This window comes from Dactylosporangium sp. CA-139066 (assembly GCF_050936175.1).
In the GTDB taxonomy this organism is placed as follows: domain Bacteria; phylum Actinomycetota; class Actinomycetes; order Mycobacteriales; family Micromonosporaceae; genus Dactylosporangium.
Map to the genome: position 1 here is coordinate 2777625 of NZ_JBNJNH010000001.1, position 26576 is coordinate 2804200.

Here is a 26576-nt window from a genome sequence, read left to right on the forward strand (position 1 = left end):
TGTCGAGCCGCGCCGCGCTCGGCTTGGCGGGCAGGCCAACTCACCCGCCGAGAGCCTTGACGCAACCCGGTGGTTGCAATAGGTTGAGTAGCAACCGAGTGGTTGCTACTTCTGGAGGTTGTCATGGCGTTTCCCGATCGGATCGAGCGGACCGTTGACCTGGCGCACCCCCCGGCGCGGGTCTGGAAGGCGCTCACCACCGCCGAAGGGCTCGGCACGTGGTTCGGCAACGGGGCCACCGTGGACCTGCGCGAGGGCGGGTCCGCGCAGCTCACCTGGGACAGCGGCGACAAGGCCAGCCTGCGCATCGAGCGGGTCGAGGAGCCCAGCGTCTTCGGGTTCACCTGGGGGATCTACGGGCTGGCCGAGGACGACCCGCGGCGCACCTACGTCGAGTTCACGCTCGAGCCCGCCGGGGCCGGCACGCGGCTCACCATGGTCGAGAGCGGCTTCGCGCAGCTGCCCGAGGACCAGTACCGTAAGGCATTCCAGAGCAACACCGACGGCTGGAAGCACGAACTGGGTGAGTTGGTCGAATACCTCAATGCCGCCTGACATCGAGGCGATCGCCGAGCAGGTCTTCGTCGCGCTCGCCGACCCTACCCGGCGCGGCATTCTCGCCGCGCTGGCGCAGGGTGGGCCGGCCACGGCCACGGACCTGGCGGACCGCCTGCCCATCACGCGGCAGGCGATCGCCAAGCACCTGGCCCTGCTGACGGAGGCCGGCCTGGTGACGGCCGAGCCGGGGGAGCGCCGCCGCGTGCGCTTCCGGCTCCGCTCCGCCCCGATGCAAGTGGCTCAGCAGTTCCTCGCCGCGCTCGCGCGCGACTGGGACGGGCGCCTCGACGCCCTCAGGGACCACCTGGACCGTTGAAGACTCTGGAAGAGGAATCACCGTGAGCGAGCACGACTACACCGCCGTCATCACCGTCGAGCGTTCCCGGCAGGAGGCGTTCGACGCCGCCGTCGACCTGCGGGCCTGGTGGTCCGAGGAGATCGACGGCGACACCGACCGGCTCGGCGCCGAGTTCACCTACAACTACATGGACACGCACCGCTGCCGCATGCGGGTGACCGAGTACGTGCCCGGGCGCCGCGTCGCCTGGCTCGTGCTCGAGAACTCCTTCGTGTTCACCGACGGCGCGGAGTGGGTGGACACCACCATCGAGATCGACATCGCCGAGCGGGACGGGAAGACCGAGGTCTGCCTCACCCACCGGGGGCTCCTGCCGCAGCACGACTGCTACGACGTGTGCAGCAAGTCGTGGGACTTCTACGTCGGCCGGAGCCTGCTCGACTCCATCACCACCGGGCACGGCCACCCGAACGCCCGCGGGCGGGCGAACCTCCCCGCGGAGGCGGCGGTCGGCGCGGCCTAGGCTACGCGGAGCCGACGACGTTGCGGTCGGCCAGGGCCTTCACGATCTGCGCCGTCTCGTCGTAGCCCAGGATCAGCACGCCGTCGGGGTTGTTGTCGCGCACCCGGGCCGCGATGCCGCCGAAGTCCTCGGCGGTGGTCGGGTAGGAGATGAGCTCCACGGCCGTTTCGGCCATGCCGGCGGTGACCAGGTCCGCCTTGACGTTCTTCTGCAGGCCCAGGCCGTAGGCGTCCTCGCGGGCCACGATCGTCACCCGGCGCGCGCCGCCGCGCATGATGACGTCGGCGAGGGCGCGGGCCTGCAGCGTGTCCGGCGGTGCGGTACGGAAGAACAGCCCGTTGTCGGCGACGGTCGACAGCTCGTCCGATGTGGACGAAGGCGAGACGAGGATCCGCCCGGCGGCGGCGATCTTCGGGATGACCGCCTTCGTCACGCTCGACGACGACGCGCCGATGATGACCTGCACACCGAGCCCGACGAACCGGTCGACGGTCGCCGCGGCCACGGTCGCGTCGGTGCCGTCGTCGCCGTCGACCCACTCGACCGGCTGGTCGAGCACGCCGCCGGCGGCGTTGAGGTCCTGCACGGCCAGGCGGGCGCCGGCGAAGCGGGGCGCGCTGCGGTACGCCAGCCGCCCCGTGTGCGGCATCAGCCCGCCGACCTTCAGCGCCGGCGGCTTCTTCCGGGCCGGGTTCGACGAGCTGAGCGGGGGCGGAAACGGGGGCGCGGCGGCGGTCGAGGCGAGCGACTCGTCGCCGGCGCCGACGTACTCGGTCAGGTTGTCGTTGATGACGTTGGTCCGGTCGAAGTGCAGCGTGCCGTACGAGGCCGAGGAGGGCTCGCCGTTGTCGGTGAAGCCGCTGCGGCGCATCGACTGGCCGCGGTACGCGAAGTCCTTGCCCGCCCTGGCCAGCGGCAGGCAGGCCGCGGCGCTGTCGCACACGGTGCCGGAGTTGGTGGCCCCGACCATGAACCTGGCCACCGTCGTCGGGTCGCTCGTGCGGGCCGATTCGGCGGCGAGGCCGGCGATGAGCACGGCGTCGTAGGCCTCCGCGGCGTATCCGTAGTCGGCCAGCGTCGGGTCGACGCCGCGCAGCCGCTCCTTGAACGTCTCCGGCACGCGTTGCAGCGGCGCCGTGCCGGTCATCCCGGACAGCAGGCCCGGGGAGTCCTTGAGCTTGTCCTTGAGCGAGTTCGTCATGTTGGCGTCGGAGCCGTAGAGGCGCACCACGATCGGGTCACCGGGGCTCGTGGCGTCCGACGGCTTGGTTCCGCACCCGCCGGCGACGACCGCGACCCCGATCAGCGCGATGATCGTCGATCTCCTGCGTCCCACGAAACCCGCCTTCCCCGTGCATCGGCCCGAACCGGCCCCGCGCGACCCTAAGCGGGCGCGCCAGCCCCGGCCCAGCGGCGAATGTCGACCTTGAGCAAAACTTGCGGGTTCGTCCGGCTGGCACTAATCGGGGAGTCCGCGGGGTGGCCGGGGCGCCACGCTGTGGGCATGGCGTACGCATACCAACCGCAGCAGGCGTGGCAGCCCTACCCGGCCCGTTCGACGGCCCCGGTCTCCCTGCACGTCGTGGCGATCTTCCAGTACCTCATGGGCCTGCTCACGCTGGGCGCCGCCGCCCTGATGGCGCTCGCGCTGGCCCGCGTCGCCCCCGAGTGGCACATGAGCCTCGGCGCCGGCACCTACACGACCCGCCCCGGCGTGATCACCACCGCGACGTACGTCGTCATCGGCATCGTCGCCTCGATCGGCCTCATCGCCATCGTCCTGGGCCGCAAGGTGCAGCGCGGCCGCAACTGGGCCCGGATCGTGCTCACCGGCCTCAACGCGTTCAGCGTCGCCGGCGGCGTGTGGCAGGGCTACACCACCGGCGCCGCGTACGCCGCGACCCTGACGTCGATCGCGCTCCCGCTGCTGTTCGTGGTCCTGCTCAACACCCGCGCCGCGCGCGGCTGGTGCCGCTACGGCACGTACTGAGGCGCGGGCGATTCCGGGGGTGATCGCCCGCCCGAGTCACGTTGGTCGATCGTCGACGCCGGTAGCCTGCGGCAGGTGACGCAATCTCACGAGGAGCTTTTCCAGCGGTACACCTACGCCGGCGCGATCGCGCGCGACCCCGCCGCGGTGGCGGACCTCTTCGCCGAGGACGGGGTGTTCGAGGCGCCGCTCCTGCCGGAGGGTCATCCGCTGCCGCGCCGGCTCGTCGGGCGCCGCGCCATCGAGGCCGCGATCACCGACTTCCACGCCGAGCCCGCCTACGACGGGCCGGTGGACACGGAGCGCTCCCGGTACGTGTTGCACGAGACGGACGACCCGGAGGTCTTCATCGCCGAGATCGACACCGTGTTCGCCCTCGGCACGATGTCGCTCGTGCAGATCTTCCGGGTCCGCGACGGCAAGATCCTGCTCCTGCGGGACTACTTCGCCGCCTGACCGCGGGTGACGGGCGGGGCGGCGGCATCGGGACGCGTTCAGGGCAGCGGCAGCAGCAGCGCGTCGGCGCCGGGGCGCCATCCGGGATCGAGGACCGCGAGCGCGTCGGCCCCCGCGGCGGCGCGCAGCCCGGCCGGGCGGGAGCCGGCGACGACCCGGGCGCGTCCGGCCTCGAGCACGACCGGCACGAGCCGCGCGCCCGCCGCGTAGGGGCGGGCCTCGCCGTCGACCGGGATCCGCGGCGCCGGCCCGGGCCGGCGGCCGGCGAGGCGGGCCAGCAGCGGCTCGAGCAGGGTCAGCACGGCGACCAGGCCGGCGAACGGGTTGCCGGGAAGCGACACGAGCCACCGGCCGTCGGGCAGCGCGGCGAGGCCCTGCGGGTGCCCAGGCCGGCAGGCGACGCCGTCGACGGGCCAGCGCCCGCCGAGCCCGGCGACGACGGCGCGCAGGTGATCGGCGGCGCCGCGCGACGACGAGCCGGTGACGGCCACGACGTCGCCGCCGGCCGCCTCGATCGCGGCGGCGAGCGCGGCCCGGTCGTCGGGGACGTGCCGGTGGGCGGGCGGGGCGGCGCCGGCCCGCGCGGCCACCGCGGCGACGACGCCGGTGAACGCGTCGCGGACCTGGCCCGGCCCGAGCGGCCCGGGCGCGTCGCGCGGCACCACCTCGTCGCCCGTCACCAGCACGGTCAGGGCCGCGCGCGGATGGGCGAGGACCTCCTCGACGCCGGCCTGCCCCAGCGCGGCCGCGGCCACCGCGGTCACGGTCCGCCCGGCCGGCAGCAGCACGTCGCCGGGGCGCGCATCCTCGCCGGCCCGCCGGACGTGGTCGCGGGCCGGGGGCGGCGCGCTCACCAGGTCGCCGTCGCGCTCGCAGGCCTCGTACGGCACCACCGCCTCGCAGCCCGCCGGGAGCGTGGCGCCGGTGGCGATCTCCAGTGCGGTACCGGCGCCGAGGGAGCAGGCAACGGCGGACCCGGCCAGGCGGCGGCCGGTGACCACCCACGGCCCGGGGCCGGCCACGGCGTAGCCGTCCATCGCGGCGCTGTCGAACGCCGGCGAGGGCACGGCGGCGCGCACGTCGGCCGCCGCCACCAGCCCCGTCGCCGCGGACAGCGGGACCGTCCGCGCCGGCAGCGGGCACGGCTGCGACGATGCGAGCAGGTGCGCCGCGGACCAAGTTGTCACAGTCGTCGAGCCTATGAAAAGTACGGCATGATTCCGGCATGGTCTTGCACACAAACCCGTTGCCCACAAACCCAGGTGTCGAGCCGGCCGCGCTCGCCGCGGACGAATGGCTGCGCCCCGAGTGGGACCGGGCGGCGCTGCTGACCATCGACACCCAGGTGGACTTCATCGAGGGCGGGGCGATGCCGGTCGCCGGCACGGCGGCCGTCCTGCCGGCGATGGCCGGGCTCGTCGCCGCGTTCCGGGCCGCGGGCCGGCCGATCGTGCACGTGGTGCGCCTGCACGACGGGCCGGACGTCGACCTGGCCCGCCGCACGCTGCTCGACGGCGGCGCGCCGATCGCCCGGCCGGGCACCCCCGGGGCCGAGCCGGCGCCGCAGATCGTGCCGCCCGGCGCGCCCGGCGTGGACGCGGACGCGCTGCTCAAGGGCGGATTTCAGCCGCTCGGGCCGGGGGAGTGGGCGATGTGGAAGCCGCGCTGGGGCGCGTTCCACCGCACCGGGCTCGAGGACTTCCTGCGCGAGCGGGGCGTGACGACCGTCGTCGTGGCCGGGTGCAACTTCCCCAACTGCCCGCGCGCGGCGATCTTCGGGGCGAGCGAGCGCGACTTCCGGGTCGTCGCCGCGGCCGACGCCATCTCCGGCGTCGACGGCCGCCACCTCGAGGAGGCCGCCCGCATCGGCGCCCTGCACGCCCCGGCGGCCGTGATCGCCGCCGCCGTGCGGCGGTGACGTCCGAGCTGACACTGCTGCGCCGGGTCGCCTTCCGCGGCCGGGCCGTGACCGGCGCCCGCCTGCACGACCTGCTCGCGCTCCTGGCCCGCGAGCTGCGCTCCGGCTGCAGCACCGGCTGGCTCGTCGAGGGCGTCTGGCCCGGCAGGCAGCCGGAGCACCCGGCCAAGGCGCTGCAGGTGCTCGTGTTCCGGGCCCGCGCGCAGCTCGGCGCCGACGTGATCGTGAGCACCCCGAACGGGTACCGCCTGGCGCTGGGCGACGACCAGGTCGACGCGGCCGCCGCGGTCGTGCGCGCCGCCGCGAGCGCCCGGCACGCCCGGGCCGGCGACCACGCCGCCGCCCTCGAGCACGCCGAGGCCGGCCTGGCGCTGTGGGAGTCCCCGCCCGGGGACGAGGCCGGCGCCGACGCGCTGGCGGAGCTGCGGCGGGAGCGCGCCGGGACGTACCGGACGCTGATCCGCGCCCGCGCGCTCGCCCAGTCACGCCGGGAACGGCCCGCCGAGGCCCTCGACGCCCTCACCGCCCTCGCCGCCGAGCGGCCCCTCGACGAGGAGGTCCTGCTCGAGCTGCTGCGCTGCGAGGCCGCGAACGCCGGGCCGTCGGCGGCGCTGCAGCGCTACGAGCGCTACCGCCGGGCGCTGCGCGACGAGCTCGGCACCGACCCCGGGCCCGCCGTGCAGGAGCTGCAGCGGCGGCTGCTGCGCGGCCAGGCGCCGGCGGTGCGCCACGGCGTCGCCCAGGAGCCCAACGCGCTGCTCGGCCGCGACGACGACATCGCCGCCGTGCTGGGCCTGCTGCGCACCGCCCGGCTCACGTCCGTGACCGGCGCCGGCGGCCTCGGCAAGACCCGCCTCGCGCAGGCGATCGGGCGGCGCGCCGAGCAGCCGGCCGTGTACTTCGTCGCGCTGGCCGGGCTGGACGCCGACGCCGACGTCGCCGGGGCGGTCGCCGCCGCGCTCGGCATCGGCGCGGCCGCCGGCGCGCCGCCCGCCCAGGTCCACGCCGGCATCGCGCAGGCCCTCGGCTCCGGGCCGGCGCTGCTCATCCTCGACAACTGCGAGCACGTCCTGGCCGGCGCGGCCGAGCTCGTCGGGGCGCTCGTCGCGCTCACGCCGCAGCTGCGCGTCCTGGCGACCAGCCGCGCGCCGCTGGGGCTGTCCTCGGAGTGGGTGTACCCGCTGCCGGAGCTCGACCCCGCCACCGCCGCCGAGCTGTTCCGCCGGCGGGCCAGGGCCGCCCGGCCGCGGGCCGAGCTCCCCGCCGGCGACGTCGAGCGGCTCGTCGCCCACCTCGACGGCCTGCCCCTGGCGATCGAGCTCGCCGCCGCCCGGACCCGGGTCATGTCGGTGGCCGAGATCGAGCGCGGGCTCGGCGACCGCTTCGCGCTGCTGCACGGCGGGGCCCGCGACGCGCCCGAGCGCCACCACACCCTGCACGCCGTCGTCGAGTGGAGCTGGAACCTGCTGGACGCGCACGGGCAGGCCGCCATGCGCGCGCTGTCGCTGTTCCCGGGCGGCTTCACCGCCGCCGCGGCCGGTCACGTGCTGGCAACCCCTGATGTCGTACTCCACATCGAGCACCTGGTGAACCAATCGCTCCTGTCGGTCGTCGACACCCCCGCCGGCACCCGGTTCCGGATGCTGGAGACGGTCCGCGCGTTCAGCGCGCGGCGGCGCGACGCGGCCGGTGAGACCGCCGCCGCCGAGGCCCGGCTGCTGGCCTGGGCCCGCGACTTCGGCACCGCCCACCACCGTGAGCCGCTCGGCGCCGACCCGGCCCCGACGGTCCGGCTGGTGCGGGCCGAGCAGGACAACCTCGTCTTCGCGCTGCGCCTGGCGATCGAGCGCGGCGACCGCCCGGCCGGCGCGGCGAGCGCCGCGGTGCTGGCCAGCCTCTGGGTCGTCGAGCCCGGCCAGACCCGGCTGCCGGTCCTCATGGGCGCCGCGGCGCTGCTGTCGCACTACCGGCCCGAGCCGGCGCTGGTCGAGGTGACCCGGACCGCGGCCACGCTGCTGACCGCGATCGTGTACATCCTGCAGGGCCCGCGCGCGACCCGCTCGCTCGTGACGCTGCGCCGGCTGCCGGCTGCCCCGCCCGACTCCGTGGTGCGCGCCGTCGCCGCCGTGCTGCTGCAGACCCGCGAGGTGTTCGGCGCCGGCCACGCCCGGCTGCTGGCCCTGTGCGAGCGGCCCGAGCCGCTGCTGGCCGGGGTGGCGCGGGGGTTCGCCAGCTTCGTGTACGAGAACGAGGCCGACCTCGAGTCCGCGCTCACCTTCGCCAGGCGCATGCTCGAGCCCGGCGACGCGCCCGGGCGCACGCCGTGGACCGTGGTGCTCGCCCACTCCCGCGTCGGCGAGCTGTGCCTGGCCCTGGAGCGCCCCGACGAGGCCCGCCGCCACTTCCGCGCCGCCCTCGGCGTGATCGAGGCCCTCGACCTGCGCACCGCGATGCCGCCGATCGAGTGGGCGATCGCCCTGGCGAGCCTGCGCACCGGCGCGCTGGACGAGGCCGAGCACTGGCTGGAGCGGGCCGCGCTCGGCTCGGCCGCCGACACCGCCGGCACCCACCTGCTCGATCTCGGCGTGCGGGCCGAGATCCGGCTCGCCCGCGGCGACGTCGACGGCGGGCTGCACCTGTGGCGACGGGCCGTGGAGCGGATCCGCACGAGCGAGACCCCGGCGTACCGGATGGATCCGCCCGGCTTCGCCCCCGAGACCATCGAGGCGCAGTCGGCGGCCGTCGTCGCCCACGCCCGCCACGGCCGGCTCGGTCCCGTCGCCGGCGTCGTCGAGGAGCTCGAGGCCAAGCTCGTCACCATGCTCACCCGGCCGGCGGCGCGCCGGCCGGCGTACCTGGTGGAGTTCCCGGTCTGCGGCGCCGTGCTGCTCGCCCTCGCCATGTCCGGCGCCGGCCCGGCCGCCGCGGCCCGGATGATCGCCCTCGCCGAGCGGATGCGGTTCCTGCGCGGCTTCCAGCCGACGATGTCCCCGGCCCGGGCCCGCGCCGCCGCCGAACACGCCGACGGGCCGGCCTACGCCGAGGCGGTCTCGGCGTACGCGGCCCTGGAGCCGGACGCCCTGCGGGCCGAGGCGCTGCGCCTCGTGCGCGACCGCGCCTGAGGTTCACCGGATCTGTGTCGCTGTGGCGACATCGCCGCAGGTGAACGGCCCTTGGGGCCGCCCCGTGAATCGAGGTGTCCGGCGGCGGCAGGCGCCGCGGAACCCCGAAGGGAAGGGAAACCATCATGGGTATCGTCAAGGGCCTCGCGACCCTGGCCGCCGGCGCGCTGGCGGGCGCGGCCGTGTTCGCCGGCGTCAACATGTACAACGACGCGAAGTCCGCCGCCCCCGACTTCGACAAGGTCGGCGACTACACCTCCACGGCGAAGAACGTCGTGCGGTTCAAGCTCGCGCCGAGCAGCGACAAGCTCGCCAAGTGCATGCCGAAGGTCAAGGTCGACGTGGCCGTCGCGCTGGAGACCGACGCCAAGGGCTTCGACGTCATGGACGTGAAGCTGTCCGGCGCCCCCGCCAACACGTCGTTCACGGTGTTCCTGCTCGAGGTCCCGGCCTCGCCGTTCGGCGCCGCGGAGTACATCGGCGACGTCAACACCGACAAGTACGGCAACGGCAAGACCGAGCTGAAGCTCATCGTCGAGGAGGCGTTCTCCTCGACGATCGTGGGCAAGGACCGGGTGCGCAAGGAGCTCAACCACGTCGGCATGTGGTTCGCCGACCCGAAGGACGACGACTTCTGCCTCGGCGCCGACAGCCCGGTGACGCCGTTCGACGGTGACAACGAGGCCGGCGTGCAGGCGTTCAACTCGGTGCCGTCGCTGCCGAAGGCTCCGCTGCCGTAAGCCTCTCTCTGCTGCGTCCGGCGCCCGGGGGTGGCGCCGGACGCGGCCGTGTCGGGCCACAACGGCCCGCAGCAGGGCGGCAAGCAACGAGCCTGGACGGGGCGCCTGACATGATGTCGCCCATGCCAGACCTCCGCATCGATGTCCGCCTCGACAACGGCCGGTTGCGGTCCACCGTCACCCTCACCGGCACGGTCCTGTGCGAGCGCAACGAGCCGCTCCCGTTCGGCCGCGACGAGGTCTGGACGCTGCTCGACCGCCCCGGCGCCGAGGGCCGCCTGGCCCGTCTCGGTGCCCGGCTGTCCGCGGCGCTGTTCGACGACGACGCCCTCGACCGGCTCACCGCGCTCCTGACCGACGCCGCGCCGGGCACGGTGCTGGACGTGGTCGTGGCAGGGGACGGGCCGGCGCACGAGCTGCCGTACGAGCTGCTGCGCCTCGCCGACCAGCGCGTCCTGGCCACCGTCGACGGCGTGCGGCTCACCCGGGCCGTCCACGGCGTGCCGGCCGCCGATCATCCGCCGACGCCCGGTCCGCTGAAGATTCTCGTCGCCGTGGGCGCGCCCGAGCGGACCGAGAACCCGCCGCTGGACATCGAGGCCGAGATGCAGGCCATCGTGTCCGTCGTGGGCCGCGTGGCGACCGCCGAGATCACGATTCTCGAGGTCGCGGGGGCGGCCGAGATCGCCGAGGCGCTGCGGCGCGACGCCTACCACGTGCTGCACCTGTCGGCGCACGGCTCGCCGTACGGTGTGGAGCTCGAGGACCGCGACGGCAACGCCGTGTTCGTCAGCGCCGAGGATCTCGTGCGGGCCCTGCGCCGCGCGGGCCGTCCGCTGCCGCTCATCGTGCTGTCCAGCTGCGGCGGGGCGGCCGACGCGGACGCGGGTCTGGCCGTCACCCTGCTGCGCCACGGCGCCGACCGGGTCCTGGCCATGCAGACCTCCGTGACCGACCGCTACGCCACCGGTCTGCTCACGGCCGTCTACCGGGGCCTGGCCGAGCCGGGGGTCCCGGTCGCCGCGGCCGTCGCCGTGGCCCGCGCCGCCATGTTCGATGCTGCGGTACGCGATGAGCCGGCCCGCCGCCCCGAGTACGCGATCCCGGCGCTCTTCGCCGCCTCCGACGGCCCGCTGTGGGACCCGGCCGCACCGGCGGTCCCGCTGTCCAACCCGACCGAGCTGCCCACCGGCGACGGCGTGCGCCAGCTCCTGCTCGGCGACCTCGTCGGGCGCCGCGGTGTGCTGCGCATCGTCACCCAGACGCTGCGCGACGAGATCGCCGGCGCCCCGCTCGCGGGCGGCGTCGCGCTCACCGGCCCGGCCGGCATCGGCAAGACGGCGCTGGCCGGCCGGGTCGTCACGCGGCTGCGCGACGACGTCGACGACCCGTGGGCGATCGTCGTGCACGCCGGCGCCTGGAACCCGCCGGGCCTGCTCGCCGACCTGGCCGCCGCCGGCGTCGACCTCGGCGACGGCGGCGAGACCGAGGCCCCGGCCGCGATCGCCGAGGCGCTGCGCACCCGGCGGGTGCTGCTGGTCTTCGACGACTTCGAGCAGAACCTGACCGTGGGCGGCGGCGACTTCCTCGACCCCGGCTTCGGCGAGGTGTTCGCGGCGCTGGCCGCCGCGGCCGAGCGCGGCAAGATCCTGGTGACCAGCCGCTACCCGGTGCCGGGCGAGCCGCCGCTGGCCCGGGTGGAGGTACCGCCGCTGTCCGACGCCGAGCTGCGCCGCCTGCTGCTGCGCATGCCGGGCCTGCGGGAGCTGGCCGCCGAGGACGCCGAGGCGGTCGTCACGGCGGTCGGCGGGCACCCGCGGCTGCTCGAGTTCGTCGACGCCCTCGTGCACGGCGGCGCCCGCCTGCCCGAGGTGACCGCGCGGCTGCGCGCCCTGGGCTCGCCGAGCGAACCCGGCCGGCGCGACGCCTGCGACGCGACGCGCGAGGCGATCGCGCTCGGCGCCCGCGACGTGCTCCTGGCCGAGCTGCTCGACCTGCTGACCGGCGACGAGCTCGCCGCCCTGCTGCAGCTCGCCGTGTCGCGCATCGCGGTCGGCGCCGAGGACCTCGCGTTCGCGGTACACGACCGGGAACCGGCGGCCGAGGACACCGCGGCGATGGCGGGCCACCTCGGGCGGCTGCGCGACCTCACGCTCGCCGGGGCCGGCGAGGACGGGTCCGCGGTCGAGCCGTGGCTGCGCGAGGCCCTCGCCGAGCGGCACCCGGAGCGCCTCGAGGAGCGCCACGTGCGCGCCGCCGCGGCGGGCCGGCGGATCGTCGAGGCCGGCCGGGCCGGCTTCCAGACCGTCACCGAGGCCGTGTACCACCTGCGGGCCGCCGACCGCGTCGACGACCTCGCCGAGTTCGCCCTCGCCGTGGTGCCCAAGCTCGGCGGGGAGCTGTCCGTCGCCGCGTTCCTCGGCGAGGTCACGCCGGGCTTCCCGGCCGACCACCCGGCGTACCTGGAGCTGATCGGCCGCGAGCGGGACGCGCTGGAGACCACCGGCAGTACCGCCGCGGCCGCCGAGAAGGGCGAGGAGATCCTGGCCCGGGCCGAGCGCGCGGCCGCCGCGGCGCCGCAGGACGCCGACGCGGCGATCGCGCTCAGCTCCGCGCTGGACCGCCAGGGCCGGCTGCTGCACCGCCTCGGGCGCCTGGCCGACGCGCGCCGCCGCTACGAGCGGGCCCTCGCCGTCGACCTCGAGCTGGCCGCGGCGGACGACGACGTGCAGTACCGCCGCAACGTCGCCTACAGCCACCTCAAGATCGCCGAGGTCGCGCTGGCCGACACCGAGCTCGCCCGGGCCCGGGAGGCCGCCGACCAGGGCGTGCGCATCCGCCGCGCCATCCTCGGCGCCGACCCGTCCGACGTGCGCTCGCGCGGCGACCTCGCCGCCGGCCTCGACCTGCTCGCCGCGGTACACCGTGGGACCGGCGACCCGGCCGCGGCCCGGCAGCGTCACGACGAGGCCCTCGAGATCTGGCGCGCGCTGGCCGGCGACGGCCAGAGCCAGCCGCTGCTCGCCCACCTCTTCGACTGCCTCGGGGCCCTCGCGGACCTCACCGGGGTGGCGGACCTCGAGGCGTACCGGGCGCTGGCCACCGAGGCGGCCGGCCTCGCCGAGCGGCTCACCACGGCCGACCCCGGCAACGTCGACCACCAGCGCCGGGCGATCGCCGGCCAGTGGCGCCTCGGCGAGCTCGACCTCGCCGCCGGCGACCCGGCCTGCGCCGGCACGCACGTCGCGGCCGCCCTCGCCGGGGCGCAGCGCCTGGCCGACGCCGACCCCGACGGCCTCGACGTCCAGCGCGACCTCGCCACCGCCCTGCGCCGCGCGGCCGACCACGCCGCCGCGACCGGGCGCCCCGAGGAGGTGCGCGGCCACCTCGAGCGGGCCGAGGAGGTCGCCGAGCTGCTCGCCCACCGGCACCCGCGCGACGGCTCCCTGCACCGCGACCTCGCCGAGGCCCGCGAGCGCCTCGCCGCGTGGCTGGCCGGCGCGGGCGAGCCGTCCGAGGCCCGCGCGTACTACCGGCAGGCCCTGTCCAGCCGGCGCCGCCGCGCCGCCCTCGACCCCGAGGACGCGACCGCGCCGGCGGCGCAGGCGGCGGTGCTCGAGCGGATCGCGGACCTCGACGACGCTGTGGGCCAGCACACGCGGGCCCGCCGTCGCCGCGAGGCCGCGCGGGCCCTCATCGAGCCGCGTGTGTGATAGCTTGCCGCCATGACGCAGTTCGTGGCGCTGCTCCTCAGCCGCCACGGCGGGGCCTGATCCGACCGGCTCCCCGCCGTGGGGGCTGATCGTGCTGCGCCGGTCGATCCATCCTCGACCGGCAAGGAGCCGAGATCATGCGTCACCATCCCGCCGTCGTCACCCCGTCGGGCGCCGTGCCCGCCGACGCTCCACAGTGGAATCCGCAGCGCGGCAGCGCCATGCCGTTCCATCGCTACCGGCCCGCCCACGAGCGGGTGGACGTACACCTGCCGGATCGGCAATGGCCCGCGCGGCGGCTGACCCGGGCGCCCCTGTGGGTCCCCGTCGACCTGCGCGACGGCAACCAGGCCCTGGCCGAGCCGATGGACGCCGAGCGCAAGCTGCGCGGCTTCCGGCTCATGGTCGAGATGCGGCGAACGGCGGCGAGCTCACCGCGGACGGCGTGTGGGACGTCTTCCGCGCCGAGTTCATGCGCGACGGCGCTCCCGGCGGCGAGGTGCTGGCCGCGGAGCACCACGCCGTGGACGGGCGGCCCGGGATGGTGGCCGCCTACGCGTACTGCCGCGGCGAGGGCTGGCAGGAGTGGGGCGCGGGCATCGCCGGGACCCCGGAGGCGGCCCTGGCCGCCGCGGTAGCGGCCGCGGCGGCCAGGGGGATTGTCATGCCAGGGAACAGCTGACGCCGGTCACCGGCTGGCTCGCGCCGTTGGCGACGAAGCCGAAGCTGGTGCTGCCGCCGCCCGGTATGACGCCGTTGTAGGACGCGTTGGTCGCCGTCACCTGGGCTCCGGACTGGGTGACGGTGGCGTTCCAGCTGTTGGCGAGGGTCTGCGTGCCGGCGAACGTGAACTTCACCGTCCAGCGGGTCGACGCGGCCGTGCCGTTGTTGCGCACGGTCACGTCGGCCTGGTAGCCCGTGCCCCACGAGCTGGTCGTCGTCACCGTCGCCGTGCACCCGCCGGCGCTCGTGCTCGAGCTCGGGCTGGCGCTCGGGCTCCTGCTCGGGCTCGGGCTGGCGCTCGCGCTCGGGCTCTTGCTGGGGCTCGCGCTCGTGCCGGGGCTCGTGCTGGTGGTGGTGTAGGTGGCCGCGGTGTAGGCCGCGCTGCACTGCGACGAGCACGCCGAGGGCAGCGAGAAGGAGTACTCGCGGCCGTTGAACAGCAGGGCGTCGGCGGAGTCGCGCACCCGGATGCGGAAGTCGGTGGCGCCCGACGTCGTGCCGCCGATGATGAACGACTGGCCCATGTCGCCGTTCATCGTGGCGGCCTTCCAGGCGCCGTCGGCGAAGTACTCCACGCCGTGCACGCCGTTGGGCAGCCGCGACACGGCGATCGCCGGCCACCACCGCTGCGCGCCGGAGAGGAACCCGATCTTGATGTCGCCGGTGTACGACGGCGCGGAGATGAACTGCCACGAGACGTGCCGGTTGTTCCAGTGCGACGGGTACAGGTCCGTCATCGGCGCGCCGTTCTTCACGAACCGGTTCAGCGAGTCCTTGGACAGGTCCAGGTGGTACTTGTCGTCGCGGCACCAGGCGTTGGAGTCGCCGCAGCTGTCGGCGACGAGCATGTCGAGGGTGCCGTCGTTGTACGCGTCGGTCGTCCACGCCCCGTTGCGGCAGAACGGCTGGCCGAGCGCGCCGTCGTTGGTGCCGGTGCAGTAGTCGCCGATCTTCACCCGGACCCAGCGGCCGCAGTTGTGGCCGTTGTTCCAGATCCCCATCTTGTCGGCCTGCGCGGCGGACAGCGGCCGCGGGTAGAACGTGCCGTCGCCGGGGGTGTCGAAGACGTTGAGCGCGACGAAATTCTGCGTCTCCAGCTCCGCCTGGGGCAGCCCGCAGCCGCCGTAGGGTGAGCCGAGCCCGTCGAAGTAGGTCGCGTTGCCGGTCACCGGCGTCGTCGGCTCCGGAACCGTGGCCTGCGCCTGAGGCTGCAGGGCCAGCACGATGAGGGCGGCACCGGCCGCGGCGATCGCCGGTACGGCCAGGCGGGGCCACAGGGCACTGCCACTTCGCGCGTGGCGTGCACGGGGTTGCCCAAGGCGAGCGGTCATGCCCCGGACATTCGGGGCCGGGCCGCCCGCGCGTCAATCGCGGGCGGCCCGGTGCGGCACCGACCAGCGGCCGGTCCGCGAAACTTCCACGTGCCTACTTGCCTACTGCGGCAGGGTGAACTTCTGCGCGCCGGAGCCGTTGCAGTCCCAGATCTGCACCTGGGTGCCCGAGGTCGTCGAACCGTTCGGGTCGTCCATGCACTTGTTGGCCTGCGGGTTGTAGTAGGTGTTGTCGGAGCGGTGGATGAACACCTGGGCCGCGGTGTTGTTGCAGTCCCACAGTTGCAGCTTCGCGCCGTTGGCCGTGGAGCCGCCCGGGATGTCCAGGCACTTGCCCAGCGCGTGCAGGGTGGTGCCGGCCTCGACGTACGTCCACTGCTGCGCGCCGGTGCCGTTGCAGGTGTAGATCTGCACCGGGGTGCCGTTGGCGGTGCCGGACGAGCGGACGTCGAGGCACAGGCCGCCGGGGCCCTTGATCGCCTTGCCGCCGGACGGGGGCGGCGTCGTGCCACCGCCGCCACCACCGCTGGTGTACGCCGCGACGTAGTCGACGAGCATCGGCTGGCCGGAGATGGTGGAGCCGTTGGGTCCGCCGCCGAACGCGTCGGGGAAGCCGCCGCCGATGGCGACGTTGAGGATGATGAAGAACCCGTGGTGGGTGGCGTTGTTCCAGGTGGTGGCGTCGACCTGGTTGGCGTTGACGGTGAAGAAGTTGTTGCCGTCGAGGTACCAGCGGATCTGCTCGGGTGAGGTGCTGCGGTCCTGTTCGACGGCGTAGGTGTGGAAGCCGGTCTGGCAGCCGCTGCAGGCGCGTTCGCCGCTGCCGATGCCGGTGGTTTCGTTGCAGGGTCCGCCGGGTGAGGTGCCGCAGTGCAGGGTGCCGAATTCGGAGCTGCGGCCGTTGATGTCTTCCATGATGTCGATCTCGCCGATGCCGGGCCAGCCGGATGCGCCGGTGCCGCGGGCGGCGGCGCCGAGGGCCCAGAACGCGGGCCAGTATCCGGCGCCGTTTCCGGTGTTGACGTTGGGTTGTTGCAGGCGGGCTTCCAGGCGCAGTTTGCCGCCGGCGGGGGCGGTGAGGTCGGTGCGCTGGGTTTCGATGCGGCCGCTGGTCCAGTTGCCGGCGCCGTCGCGGATGGGTTTGATGGCGAGGTTGCCGGCGCCGTCCTGGTAGACGTTGGCGGTGCTGTTGGTCATGTTTTCGATTTCGCCGGTGCCCCAGTTGCCGGCGCCGCCGGGGTAGCCGTGGCCGAGGTCGTAGAGCCAGTTGCCGGTGTTGACGCCGGTGCCGGCGGCGCCGTTGAAGTCGTCGGCGAAGATCTGGGTCCACCCGGCGGGCGTGGCCGGCACCGAGGCCCCGGCGTCGGGCAGCACGGCAACGGAGGCGGCGATGACGACGACACCGCCGGCCGCGGCCAGCAGCGCGGTCCGCGCCCGGCCTCGCAGCCATGTGGGTTTGTGTTGTCTTTCCACAGCGATTGTGCCCCTTCTCAAGCGTGGGCGGGGGAGGTGGGACATGCCTGTTCAACCCCCACGTGGCGGACGTGAGAGCGCTCTCAGCATGGTCGCTGACTGAAAAGATAGTTGTCAATAGTGCCGAAACTGTGTGCCCCGTGTCGGTTTCGGCCCCTCCGGATGCCGGGCGCCCCGCGCTCCACCCGAACCCGCTCATAACCGCACTCGACTACACCCGTCGACTCTCACCACATTTCGGACCAGCACGCTTCGTGATGTAAGTCAGTGCACACTTACAACCTGCACTGGGAGTGCTGTCACCCCAGGTCTGTAAGTCAGTGCGGACTGACAAGCCGCGCTCTGCGCCCAGCGCTGCCTGGCGTGTAAGTCAGTGCGCACTTACAAACTGTGGCCCGCGTCGGACGCTGGTCGGCATGGAAGTCAGTGCGGACTGACAAGCCGCGCTCTGCGCCCAGCGCTGCCTGGCGTGTAAGTCAGTGCGCACTTACAAACTGTGGCCCGCGTCGGACGCTGGTCGGCATGGAAGTCAGTGCGGACTGACAAGCCGCGCTCTGCGCCCAGCGCTGCCTGGCGTGTAAGTCAGTGCGCACTTACAAACTGTGGCCCGCGTCGGACGCTGGTCGGCATGTAAGTCAGTGCGGACTGACAAGCCGCGCGGTTCGGGGCCGGCGCTGGCCATCAGGTAAGTCAGTGTGGACGGACAAACTCCGGTCTGGGGCTGGCGCTGGCCGGCGGGTAAGTCAATGTGGACTGACAAACGAACGGCCGGAGAGTCGCGCAGCGGGCTTGTAAGTCAGTGCGAACTTACAAACGGACGTCCGAGGGTCGCCGGTTGTAAGTCAGTGCACACTCACAAACCTCTGCAGCCGCGGGCAGGCGGGCAGTCGGGCGGTGGGGACCTGCGATGGCGGGAGGTCGGGCGTTGCGCCAGCCGTGCGGCCCGGCGAACCGGCGGAGCTGCGATGGCGGCAGGTCGGGCGTTGGCCCAGCCGTGCGGCTTGGGCGAACCGGCGGAGCTGTGATGGCGGGAGGTCGGGCGTTGCGCCAGCCGTGCGGCCCGGGCGAACCGGATCTGCGACGGCGGGGGGCCTGGCGCTGGCCCAGCCGCGCGGCCGGGCGAACCGGCGGAGCCGCGATGAACGTCAGCCGCCGTCGGGGTCCAGGCGGTAGCCGGCGCCCCGCACAGTGCGGATAGCCGTACGGCTGTACGGATGGTCGATCTTCTTGCGCAGATACCCGACGTACACCTCGACAATGTTCGGGTCCCCGTCGAAGTGGGCGTCCCACACATTCTCGATGATCGCCGTCCGGCTCAGCACGTCGCCCGGGTGGCGCAGCATGAACTCCAGCAGCGCGAACTCCCGCGCCGTCACCGAGATCTCGTCGGTGCCGCGCGTGACGCGCCGCTGCACCGGGTCCAGGCGCAGGTCGCCGGCGCTCAGCACGACCGGACGCTGCGGCGCGCCCCGGCGGATCAGCGCGCGCAGCCGGGCGACGAGGACCACGAACGAGAACGGCTTGGTGAGGTAGTCATCGGCGCCGAGGTCGAAGGCGTCCGCCTGGTCGTACTCGCCGTCCTTCGCGGTGAGCATGAGCACCGGCGTCCACACCTCGCGCTCCCGCAGCTGCCGGCACACCTCATAACCCGACAGGCCGGGCAGCATGATGTCGAGGATCAGCGCGTCGTACGCACCGTACGGCGTCTCGGTGGCCGCCCACAGGCCGTCGACGCCGGTGTGCACGAGGTCCACCGTGAAACCCTCGACCCCGAGCCCGTCCCGGATCGTTTCGGCGAGGTTCACCTCGTCCTCGACCACCAGCACCCGCACCGTCGACCGACCCCCATTCGCGTGACCACAGCGTCACAGAGCAATCCTGAATCCATCCTGAGGATGGCGCGGCGTTCGGCGAGTTTTCAGCATCGCCGGGCCACCATGATGTGTGCCATCGACCCGCCAGGCCCTCGCCGGGACGGTCGCGCTCGTCCTCGCCGTCCTCGCCGTCGCCGTCGCGATGCGGGCGCCCGCGCTGGAGCGGGCCGACGCGGCCGTGAGCGCGGCCGCGGGCCGGTTCACCGCCGGCCACGACGGATTCCGCGCCGTGGCGGCCGCGGTGACGCACAGCGGCGACTCCGCCACGATACGCCTGCTGTTCGTCGCCGGGCTCGTCGCGCCGGCGGCGCTGCGGTGGTGGGCCGCCGCGGCGTACGTGCTGGCGGTCGGGCTCGTCGGCACCGGCGTCCGGCTGGCGATGCTGTACCTGATCGCGCGCCCGCGCCCGGGCCCACCGGCTCATCGCGTCGTACGGCGACTCGTTCCCGTCCGGGCACACGACCTCCTCCACGCTCGCCGCCGGCGCCGCGATCGCGGTCGGCCTCACGTTGCTGCGCGGACCGCGGGCCCGGCGGGCGCTCGTGGTGGTCGGCGTCGCGTGGCCCGTCCTGGTCGGGCTGAGCCGCGTGCTGCTCGTCGCCCACTGGCCGACCGACGTGCTCGCCGGCTGGCTGCTCGGCGCCACCGTCGTGCTCGGCCTGTCACCCCTCATCCGGCGAAAGGACCACACCATTGCACCGGCGGACCCTGCTCCTGGCGGCCGGCGTCGCGGCGCTTGGCGGCTGCGACGCCCCGGCGGACAAACCGGCGGCGGCCCCGAACCAACCTCCGAGCGGCGCGCCGAGCTCACCGCCGGGCGCCGGGGCGAGCCCGTCGCCGAGCGCCGCCGGAAGCTCGCGGCCGCTGCCGCCTGAGGTCGACAGCGGGCCGCGGGACGTGCCGGCGGTCGCGCTGACCTTTCACGGGCAGGGCGAGCCGGGCGTGGTCGGCGGGCTGCTCGACGCCCTGGCGGCGGCGAAGGTGAAGGTGACCGTGCTGGCCGTCGGCGTGTGGCTGCACCAGCAGCCGGAGCTGGCCCGCCGGGTCCTCGCCGACGGGCACGAGCTGGGCAACCACACCCTCAACCACGCCGATATCAAGGCGATGAACGACGACCGCGCGTACGCCGAGATCGCCGGCTGCGCGGCCGCCCTGCGCGACGTGAGCGGCTCGATCGGGCGCTGGTTCCGGCCGTCGCAGACCCAGCGCAGCACCCCGCGGATCCGGGCCCAGGCCGCCCGGGCCGGCTACGCGACCTGTCTGTCATACGACATCGACTCGCTGGACTACACGGACCCCGGCGCGGACGCCATCGTGCGCACTACGCTCCAGGGCGTGCGCAACGGCTCCATCGTCAGTCTCCACTTCGGACACGCGGGCACAGTCTCCGCAATGCCGAAACTCCTCGCCGGCCTGCACGACCGCGGCCTGCGCCCCGTCACCGCTACGGAGCTTCTTACGTGACCGTTCGACATGTGACCGGCCGGATCGTCGCCGTCCTGGTGCTGATCGGCACCCTGGTCGCGGCCTGCTCCTCGGCCAAGGCCGAGCCCGAGCACCCGGCCGGCCCCGGCGACGACAACGCACCGGCCAACATGACCGGCATGCCGGGCATGAGCTCCGGCCCGCTGCCGTCCGGCAGCGCGAACACCACCCCCGGGCCGGGCCTGCCGGGCATGCCGCCGCTGCTCGACCCGCACGACGTGTACGCGGCCGACCGCCCCAACGCCTTCGCCGACAAGGTCCGCAACGACCTGCCGCGCATCTACGTGCCCAACCTCGGCAGCAACACCGTGTCGATCATCGACCCGGCGACGTTCAAGGTCATGGAGACGGTCAAGGTCGGCGGCGGGCCGCAGCACGTGGTGCCGTCGTGGGACCTGCGCACGCTGTGGGTGAACAACAACACCGGCAACTCGCTCGTGCCGATCGACCCGGCGACGGGGACGTTCGGCAAGGCGGTGCCGGTCGACGACCCGTACAACCTGTACTTCACGCCCGACGGCAGGTACGCGATGGTCATGTCCGAGGCGCGGCACAAGATCGTGTTCCGCGACCCGCACACCATGGCGATCGTGCGCGAGCTGACCGTGCAGTGCTCCGGCGTCAACCACGCCGACTTCTCGCCCGACGGCCGGTACTTCATCGCCACCTGCGAGTTCTCCGGCGACCTCATCAAGGTCGACGTGGCGAAGCAGGAGGTCATCGGCCAGCTGCACCTGCCCCGCGACCACGCCATGCCGCAGGACGTCAAGATCTCCCCGGACGGCGGCACCTGGTACGTCGCCGACATGCAGACCTCCGGCGTGTGGGTCCTCGACGGCGACCAGTTCAAGGTGCGCACGTTCCTGCCCACCGGCGCCGGCGCGCACGGGCTCTACGTCAGCCGCGACTCGAAGTACCTCTACATCGCCAACCGCGGCGAGGGCTCGGTGTCGCTGCTCGACTTCGCCACCGGCCAGCTCGCCGCGAAGTGGAAGATCCCCGGCGGCGGCAGCCCCGACATGGGCGGCGTGTCGGCCGACGGCACGGTGCTGTGGCTGTCCGGCCGGTACAACGGCGAGGTGTACGCGCTGTCCACGACCGACGGCCACCTGCTGGCCAGGATCAAGGTCGGCACCCAGCCGCACGGGCTGTGCATCTGGCCCCAGCCGGGCCGCTACTCACTGGGTCACACGGGAATCCTGCGGTAGCCGGAGGCTGTCGAAGATGTCCCCGGACCGTTTCGGGCCGGGGACACGGCCGGTCTCGACGAACCACTCGCGCCCGGCCACGGCCCGGAACAGCGGCCCGGGCAGCCGCGACAGCAGCGCCAGGGTGCGCACGCCGGAGCCGCCCTCGGCCTGGCTCGCGTGGGCGCGCATGGCCGCGCGTTTCTGGATGTGGTACTCCCGGACGTCCACGACATGCGTGATGTCGCGCCGCGCCGTGAACGCCGTCGCGGCGCCCCCGAGGGGCAGCGACGGCAGCAGCCGCCCGGCCAGGCGCAGCACGGCGAGCACCGGCCGCAGCGCCCCGCGGTCGATGGTCGCCTCGAGCAGCACGGGCGTGCCGGCCAGCCGCGCGGCCGCGGCGGCGACCCGGTGCACCTGCACGTGGTCCGGGTGCCCGTACCCGCCGCGCGGGTCGTACCCGGTCAGCACGTCGGCCCGTTCGGCGCGCAGGATCGCCGCGAGCCGCTCGGCCGCCTCCGCCACGGGCACGTCGGCGAACCGCCCGCCCGAGCCCGAGGGCGCCAGGCCCGAGTCGGCGTAGCCGAGGGTCTCCACGCGCGCGCACCCGAGCGCGAAAGCGGCGCCGAGCAGCTCCCGGCGCCGCCGCTCGCCCAGCGCGGCGCCCGGGCCGTCCGCGGCGAGCCCGGCCTCGCCGAGGGTGGCGGTGACGAGCACGACCCGGTGGCCCTCCGCCGCGGCCCGCGCAAGGGTGCCGCCGGTCAGCAGCGTCTCGTCGTCCGGGTGCGCGTGGAAGGCGACGAGGGTGTAGCTCACGCCGGGTCGCCGAGCCGGGTCCGGGGGTGGCCGAGGAAGGCGGCGGCCCGCGCGTAGAGGGCGTCGGCGGCGTCGAGCACGGTCTCCCACCGTACGCACGGGGCCACGAGCCGGTTGTGCCGCGCCACCTCGGCCGCCCGGCCCGGGTCCTCGAGCAGCCCGGCGAGCGTGGCCCGCAGCTCCTCGTCCGAGGACACCAGCCAGCCCTCAACGCCGTGGCGGATGAAGTCGGCGACGCCGCTGCCGGCCCGCGCCACGACCGGCAGGCCGGCGCTGCGGGCCTCCAGCGCGGCGATGCCGAACGACTCGCGCGGGGCCGGGGCGACGTACACGTCGGCCGCCGACAGCAGCGCCCGGATCGCGGTGCGGTCGAGCGCGCCGGTGAGCTGGATGTCGCGGCCGGCCCCGGCGGCGGCGATCTCGCGGCGCAGCCCCGGCAGCAGCGGGCCGTCGCCGATGAGCACGGCCCGGAACCGGCCCGGGTGGCTCTCGCGCAGCGCCAGCAGGGTGCGCAGCAGCGCCCGCGGCCGCTTGCGCCGGACCATCCGCATGACGCTGATGAGGGTCGGCACGGCCGCCGCGGGCGCGGCGGGCGGCAGCAGCCAGGCGGCGGGGTCGATGCCGTTGGGCAGCACGGCGACGGGGGCGCCGTCGAGCGCGTCGCGGACCGCGGACGCGGCGGCGCTGCTGACCGCGGCCCACTGCACGGGCCAGGCGGCGGCGTCCTGCCAGCGGGCGAAGCGGCGTACCAGCGGGACGATGTCGTGCCACATCGAGTGCACCGACACGACGGTCGGCGGGCCGCCGGCCGCGGCGAGGCGGGCGGCGGTCCAGGCCAGCGGCGAGAACGCCGAGACGTGGGCGTGCACCGCCTCGACGCCGTGCGCCTGCAGCGTCTCGGCCAGCGCCCGGGCGCCGTAGGCGCGGTACGGCCCGGCGCCCAGGGCAACCGTGTCGCGCCCGACCCGCAGGACGGGAACCCCGGCCGCCTCGGCGGCGGGCGGCGCGGTGGTGGTGAGCACGAGGGTCTCGTGCCCGGCGGTGTACTGGCGGGTGGCCAGGTCGTGCACCTGCAGTTCGACGCCGCCGAGGCGCGGGAGGTACACGTCGGTGACGTGGGCGATGCGCATGCTCGGGGGAACTCCTAGCTCACGGAGGCGAAGCGCCGGCCCAGCAGCCACAGCGCGGTGGCGAGGCCGCCGACGGGGATTTCGGCGACGAAGACGAACGCGCGGTACAGCAGCACCCCGGCCAGCGCGGCGGTCGGGTCGGTGCCCAGCGCGATGAAGACGGCGATCGTGCCCGCCTCCACCAGGCCGGCGCCGCCGGGCGTGATGGCGGCGAGGGTCAGCAGCCGCTCGGCGACCAGGCCGGCGAGCACCACGGGCAGCGGCAGCTCCACGTGGATCGCCCGCAGGCAGAACCACAGCAGGGCGCCCTGCAGCAGCCAGTATCCGGCCATGCCCCAGCTCAGCTCGGCCCAGCGGCGCCGCACGAGCCGGTCGGTGCCCTCCAGCAGCGCGGCCGTCGCCGCCGTCCAGCCGGGCGCCTGGTCCTCTTTGCCACGTCGGCGGACGCGGGTCCACACACGCTCGGCCAGCCCGACCAAGCGCAGCAGCGGCGCTGCCCGGCCGAGCAGGGCGGCCACAACCAGGGCGCCGGCCGCGGCGCTGGCGGCCGCGCACACCATCCAGAGTAGTCCGTGGCCGACGGGGCCGGCGTTGGCGAGGAGGAGTACCGAAACGGCCACCAGCGGCATGACGAGCTTTGCGACGAGGTCCCAGGCCTTCGAAACGACCACGAACCGGGCGAACTCCAGCCCGGTGTGGCCCCAGCCGCGGACCATGCCGAGGTTGAGCACGGTGCCGGCGACCCCGCCGAGGGGCAGCACGTTGGACACGGCGCTGCCGGACAGGTTGAGCGTCAGCGCGCGGCGGTGGCTCAGGCCCGGCAGCGAGGCGGTCAGCACCGACGTGTGCACCACCAGCCCGAGCAGCCAGACCACGCCCAGGAACAGCGGCCAGCGCCAGCCCAGGTGGGCGATCAGCTGCCAGGCCTGCGACCAGGATGCGCCGAGCGCTGACAGGTGCATCGCCGACCACACCACGAGCGCCACCGCAGCCAGCAGCAGCGCAGCGCGGCGTCCCCGCGCGCTCCCCGTCCCGTCCATCCGTCCTCCCGTGCGGCCTTCGAGTCGACCAAGGTCGCAAACGGAACCTGAAGGGACGCTGAAGACGCCCCCGACCCGATTGTGCGCAGATCCGGGCCTGGTGGAGGCCGGAATCGGTCAGCGTCGAGGTGGTGCCGTGCTCTCCCTGACGACGAGCTCGGTCGCCAACTCTATCCGTGGGGACTCGATTCGCTCGCCATTGACGATACGCAGCAGCGTCCGGGCCGCGGCCACGCCCATCTCGTGCAGCGGCTGGCGAATCGTGGTCAGCGGCGGCGCGGTCCACTCGGCGAAGTTGAGGTCGTCGAAGCCCACGACGCTGATGTCGCCGGGGATGGTGCGCCCCGCCCGGCGGACCGCCTCGTAGACGCCGGTCGCCTGCTGGTCGCTGCCGGCGAAGATCGCGGTCGGGGCGTCGGGCAGGTCCAGCAGCGCCTCGGCCGCGCGCAGGCCGCCGTCGTGGTGGAAGTTGCCGTACCGGATGAGCTGCCGGTCGACCGGGAGACCGGCCGACTCCAGGGCCGCCCGGTAGCCGGCGACGCGCGCCCGGGTGCACTGGAACTGCTCGTGCCCGCCGATCGCGGCGATGCGCCGGTGCCCGAGCCCGGCCAGGTGCTCGGCCGCGGCGTACCCGCCGGCGAAGTTCGTCGCCCCGATCGACGGCGTGCCCGGCGGCGGCTGGTTGACCGCGTCCACGATGACGAACGGCAGGTTGCGCCGGCGCAGATCCTCGTGCTGGCGCTCGGCCAGCTCCGACAGCACCAGGATGGCCCCCTCCGAGCCGCGCGCGAGCAGCGACTCCACCCAGCGGCGGGTCAGCGACTGGCGATTGTGGACGGCGGAGACGACGAGCCCCAGCCCGGCCTCCTCGACGACCTCCTCGACCCCGGTGAGGATCGACAGGCCCCAGACGCTGTCGAGATCGTTGATGACGAGGTCGATGAGGTCGGTGCGCCGCCGCCGGCCGTTCTTGGCCGCGCGGGGCCGCTGGTAGCCGCGCTCGGCGAGCAGCCGCTCGACGGTCTGGCGCGTCTTCGCCGAAACGTCCGTGTGGCCGTTGAGGACCTTCGAAACCGTGGAGACCGCGACGCGCGCCTCGCGCGCGATCTCGGCCATCGTCGGTTTGCCGTTCACGGTCATCGCGTCACCTTCGTGTTTCGAAAACGGTTACCCGTCCGCCAGGGCTGCCTTGTGATCGGCACCGTACACCCCGCCCCCCGACTTCCGAAATGTTTCCCGAAATCGTTGGGACGACTTTCGGAATTACCGCGGCCGGCGGCGCCCTGCCGGCCGACTTCTCGGCGGTGACGTACAAACCCCAGCCCCGAGGCCTCACCGGACGCAGGGCCCGCCGCGTAGGGGTGCGCGGCGGGGCCCTGCCAATCCCGGGCCGGCGGGACCGGCGGCTCTGCCGCCCGGGACGGCGCGGCGGCGAACCTGGTCGGCAACAGCCACCCGACCGGGGAAGGACCGTCATGGACATCCGCACCGTCTCGCGCTACGGCGCCGTGGCGACGCTCGCCGTCGCCGGCGTCGCCGCCGCGATCCCGCTCATCGTCACCGAGGACGACGAGGCCCCCGCCGCCGAGCAGTTCGACGCGTACGCCGCGCACCCCGGCGTCGCCGCCGCCTCCAACGCCATGCTCATCGCGCTCATCGCGCTCGTGCCCGCGATGGTCTTCGCCGGCCGGGTCGCCCGCCGCGGCGCGCCCCGGCTCGGCTACATCGGCGGCGCGCTGAGCGCCCTCGCATGGCTGGCGGGGCTCATGAGCATCGGGGCGCAGGGCATCGGGCTCTACGAGGGCGCCCGCCTGCCCGACCGGGCCGGCGCCGCGGCGCTGCTGGACGCCATGGCCGCGAACCCGGTGTACAACACCCTGATCCTGATCTTCGTGCTCGGCCACGTGGCCGGGATGGTCGTGCTCGGCATCGGCCTGTGGCGCTCCGGCAACGCCGGCTGGTGGGTCGGGGCGCTGTTCATCCTGTACGTCCTGCTGCACACGGTCGGGCACGCGCTGTTCGCCGCCGTGGACATCGCCTCGGGCTTCGTGCTCGCCGTCGCGCTGCTCGCCCTCGCGGTCCGGGTCGCCCGCACCCCCGACGCGGAGTGGGACATCGCGGCCGAGCCCGGCCGAACGGCCGCCCGCGCGACGCTCCCGGTGTGATGCCGCTCGGGGCCGGCGGTGGCGCACAATCGGG

At 74.4% G+C, this 26576-nt stretch carries 23 protein-coding genes; 14 read left to right on the forward strand and 9 right to left on the reverse strand.

Annotation, left to right across the window (positions count from 1 at the left end; genetic code table 11):
• Positions 1-123 precede the first annotated feature (123 nt).
• From ACQEVU_RS12785 to ACQEVU_RS12795, 3 genes are read left to right on the forward strand one after another with little or no spacing between them, the layout of a single operon-like run.
• Positions 124-555: an SRPBCC domain-containing protein gene (locus tag ACQEVU_RS12785; protein WP_433322941.1), complete on the forward strand. Its 432-nt coding sequence runs from the start codon at positions 124-126 to the stop codon at positions 553-555.
• A complete protein-coding gene (locus ACQEVU_RS12790) occupies positions 545-874 on the forward strand; it encodes an ArsR/SmtB family transcription factor (RefSeq protein WP_433322943.1) in 330 nt (109 codons plus the stop codon). Before ACQEVU_RS12785 ends, ACQEVU_RS12790 begins: the two co-directional genes overlap by 11 nt.
• A 22-nt stretch (positions 875-896) precedes the next feature.
• A complete protein-coding gene (locus ACQEVU_RS12795) occupies positions 897-1379 on the forward strand; it encodes an SRPBCC family protein (protein WP_433322945.1) in 483 nt (160 codons plus the stop codon).
• Position 1380: 1 nt separating this feature from the next.
• On the opposite strand, the gene ACQEVU_RS12800 is transcribed toward ACQEVU_RS12795, so the two are convergent.
• Positions 1381-2715, reverse strand: a complete 1335-nt coding sequence (locus ACQEVU_RS12800) for an ABC transporter substrate-binding protein (protein ID WP_433322947.1) — start codon at positions 2713-2715, stop codon at positions 1381-1383.
• A 168-nt stretch (positions 2716-2883) separates the two neighbouring features.
• Between ACQEVU_RS12800 and ACQEVU_RS12805 the strand changes: the two genes are divergently transcribed.
• On the forward strand, positions 2884-3369 hold the full coding sequence (locus ACQEVU_RS12805; protein ID WP_433322949.1) for a hypothetical protein: 486 nt from the start codon (positions 2884-2886) through the stop codon (positions 3367-3369).
• Between the two features lie 75 nt (positions 3370-3444).
• A complete protein-coding gene (locus ACQEVU_RS12810) occupies positions 3445-3825 on the forward strand; it encodes a nuclear transport factor 2 family protein (protein ID WP_433322951.1) in 381 nt (126 codons plus the stop codon).
• A 38-nt stretch (positions 3826-3863) separates the two neighbouring features.
• Here ACQEVU_RS12810 and ACQEVU_RS12815 read toward each other — a convergent pair whose 3' ends face one another.
• The gene (locus ACQEVU_RS12815) at positions 3864-5012 is read right to left on the reverse strand and encodes a molybdopterin-binding protein (protein WP_433322953.1); all 1149 of its coding nucleotides are present in this window, start codon (positions 5010-5012) and stop codon (positions 3864-3866) included.
• Between the two features lie 38 nt (positions 5013-5050).
• Between ACQEVU_RS12815 and ACQEVU_RS12820 the strand changes: the two genes are divergently transcribed.
• The 5 genes from ACQEVU_RS12820 to ACQEVU_RS12840 all read left to right on the forward strand — a co-directional run bounded on the left by ACQEVU_RS12820 (position 5051) and on the right by ACQEVU_RS12840 (position 14000).
• Positions 5051-5743 carry a cysteine hydrolase family protein gene (locus tag ACQEVU_RS12820; protein WP_433322955.1) on the forward strand — a complete coding sequence of 231 codons (693 nt, stop codon included), beginning with the start codon at positions 5051-5053 and terminating at the stop codon, positions 5741-5743.
• Entirely contained in the window at positions 5740-8865 is a 3126-nt protein-coding gene (locus ACQEVU_RS12825) for an ATP-binding protein (RefSeq protein WP_433322957.1), read from the forward strand. Before ACQEVU_RS12820 ends, ACQEVU_RS12825 begins: the two co-directional genes overlap by 4 nt.
• 125 nt (positions 8866-8990) lie before the next feature.
• Positions 8991-9605, forward strand: a complete 615-nt coding sequence (locus tag ACQEVU_RS12830; RefSeq protein ID WP_433322959.1) for a hypothetical protein — start codon at positions 8991-8993, stop codon at positions 9603-9605.
• Positions 9606-9727: 122 nt separating this feature from the next.
• Positions 9728-13318 carry a CHAT domain-containing protein gene (locus tag ACQEVU_RS12835; RefSeq protein WP_433322961.1) on the forward strand — a complete coding sequence of 1197 codons (3591 nt, stop codon included), beginning with the start codon at positions 9728-9730 and terminating at the stop codon, positions 13316-13318.
• A gap of 445 nt (positions 13319-13763) precedes the next feature.
• The gene (locus ACQEVU_RS12840; protein WP_433322963.1) at positions 13764-14000 is read left to right on the forward strand and encodes a hypothetical protein; all 237 of its coding nucleotides are present in this window, start codon (positions 13764-13766) and stop codon (positions 13998-14000) included.
• Here the strand turns inward: ACQEVU_RS12840 and ACQEVU_RS12845 are convergent.
• The 3 genes from ACQEVU_RS12845 to ACQEVU_RS12855 all read right to left on the reverse strand — a co-directional run bounded on the left by ACQEVU_RS12845 (position 13981) and on the right by ACQEVU_RS12855 (position 18677).
• Complete coding sequence (locus ACQEVU_RS12845; protein WP_433322965.1) at positions 13981-15372, reverse strand: cellulose binding domain-containing protein; 1392 nt, start codon at positions 15370-15372, stop codon at positions 13981-13983. The genes ACQEVU_RS12840 and ACQEVU_RS12845 overlap by 20 nt on opposite strands.
• A 102-nt stretch (positions 15373-15474) precedes the next feature.
• Positions 15475-16845 (reverse strand): ricin-type beta-trefoil lectin domain protein, encoded by a 1371-nt coding sequence (locus ACQEVU_RS12850; protein ID WP_433322967.1) that lies wholly within the window; start codon positions 16843-16845, stop codon positions 15475-15477.
• Positions 16846-17990: 1145 nt separating this feature from the next.
• Positions 17991-18677 carry a response regulator transcription factor gene (locus ACQEVU_RS12855; protein WP_433322969.1) on the reverse strand — a complete coding sequence of 229 codons (687 nt, stop codon included), beginning with the start codon at positions 18675-18677 and terminating at the stop codon, positions 17991-17993.
• A 464-nt stretch (positions 18678-19141) separates the two neighbouring features.
• On the opposite strand from ACQEVU_RS12855, the gene ACQEVU_RS12860 reads away from it, so the two are divergent.
• From ACQEVU_RS12860 to ACQEVU_RS12870, 3 genes are read left to right on the forward strand one after another with little or no spacing between them, the layout of a single operon-like run.
• A complete protein-coding gene (locus ACQEVU_RS12860; RefSeq protein ID WP_433334914.1) occupies positions 19142-19594 on the forward strand; it encodes a phosphatase PAP2 family protein in 453 nt (150 codons plus the stop codon).
• Positions 19595-19616: 22 nt separating this feature from the next.
• Positions 19617-20183, forward strand: coding sequence for a polysaccharide deacetylase family protein (locus tag ACQEVU_RS12865; RefSeq protein WP_433322971.1), 567 nt, complete (start codon positions 19617-19619; stop codon positions 20181-20183).
• Positions 20180-21412, forward strand: a complete 1233-nt coding sequence (locus ACQEVU_RS12870) for a YncE family protein (protein WP_433322973.1) — start codon at positions 20180-20182, stop codon at positions 21410-21412. Before ACQEVU_RS12865 ends, ACQEVU_RS12870 begins: the two co-directional genes overlap by 4 nt.
• On the opposite strand, the gene ACQEVU_RS12875 is transcribed toward ACQEVU_RS12870, so the two are convergent.
• The 4 genes from ACQEVU_RS12875 to ACQEVU_RS12890 form a co-directional block, all read right to left on the reverse strand.
• Positions 21383-22207, reverse strand: coding sequence for a PIG-L family deacetylase (locus ACQEVU_RS12875; protein WP_433322975.1), 825 nt, complete (start codon positions 22205-22207; stop codon positions 21383-21385). The genes ACQEVU_RS12870 and ACQEVU_RS12875 overlap by 30 nt on opposite strands.
• Entirely contained in the window at positions 22204-23337 is a 1134-nt protein-coding gene (locus ACQEVU_RS12880) for a glycosyltransferase family 4 protein (protein ID WP_433322977.1), read from the reverse strand. Before ACQEVU_RS12880 ends, ACQEVU_RS12875 begins: the two co-directional genes overlap by 4 nt.
• Positions 23338-23351: 14 nt before the next feature.
• On the reverse strand, positions 23352-24377 hold the full coding sequence (locus tag ACQEVU_RS12885) for a lysylphosphatidylglycerol synthase transmembrane domain-containing protein (protein WP_433322979.1): 1026 nt from the start codon (positions 24375-24377) through the stop codon (positions 23352-23354).
• Positions 24378-24494: 117 nt separating this feature from the next.
• Positions 24495-25517, reverse strand: a complete 1023-nt coding sequence (locus tag ACQEVU_RS12890; RefSeq protein WP_433322981.1) for a LacI family DNA-binding transcriptional regulator — start codon at positions 25515-25517, stop codon at positions 24495-24497.
• 335 nt (positions 25518-25852) lie between these two features.
• Here ACQEVU_RS12890 and ACQEVU_RS12895 point away from each other — a divergent pair, with 335 nt between their 5' ends.
• Complete coding sequence (locus tag ACQEVU_RS12895; protein WP_433322983.1) at positions 25853-26542, forward strand: hypothetical protein; 690 nt, start codon at positions 25853-25855, stop codon at positions 26540-26542.
• Positions 26543-26576 lie beyond the last annotated feature (34 nt).

Excerpts from the sequence above, each read along its gene's own strand:
- ACQEVU_RS12785 (WP_433322941.1), top strand. The coding sequence starts at position 124 with ATGGCGTTTCCCGATCGGATCGAGCGGACCGTTGACCTGGCGCACCCC.
- ACQEVU_RS12790 (WP_433322943.1), top strand. The coding sequence starts at position 545 with ATGCCGCCTGACATCGAGGCGATCGCCGAGCAGGTCTTCGTCGCGCTC.
- ACQEVU_RS12805 (WP_433322949.1), top strand. The coding sequence starts at position 2,884 with ATGGCGTACGCATACCAACCGCAGCAGGCGTGGCAGCCCTACCCGGCC.
- ACQEVU_RS12820 (WP_433322955.1), top strand. The coding sequence starts at position 5,051 with ATGGTCTTGCACACAAACCCGTTGCCCACAAACCCAGGTGTCGAGCCG.
- ACQEVU_RS12830 (WP_433322959.1), top strand. The coding sequence starts at position 8,991 with ATGGGTATCGTCAAGGGCCTCGCGACCCTGGCCGCCGGCGCGCTGGCG.
- ACQEVU_RS12835 (WP_433322961.1), top strand. The coding sequence starts at position 9,728 with ATGCCAGACCTCCGCATCGATGTCCGCCTCGACAACGGCCGGTTGCGG.
- ACQEVU_RS12845 (WP_433322965.1), bottom strand. The coding sequence starts at position 15,372 with ATGACCGCTCGCCTTGGGCAACCCCGTGCACGCCACGCGCGAAGTGGC.
- ACQEVU_RS12880 (WP_433322977.1), bottom strand. The coding sequence starts at position 23,337 with ATGCGCATCGCCCACGTCACCGACGTGTACCTCCCGCGCCTCGGCGGC.
- ACQEVU_RS12885 (WP_433322979.1), bottom strand. The coding sequence starts at position 24,377 with ATGGACGGGACGGGGAGCGCGCGGGGACGCCGCGCTGCGCTGCTGCTG.
- ACQEVU_RS12890 (WP_433322981.1), bottom strand. The coding sequence starts at position 25,517 with ATGACCGTGAACGGCAAACCGACGATGGCCGAGATCGCGCGCGAGGCG.
- ACQEVU_RS12895 (WP_433322983.1), top strand. The coding sequence starts at position 25,853 with ATGGACATCCGCACCGTCTCGCGCTACGGCGCCGTGGCGACGCTCGCC.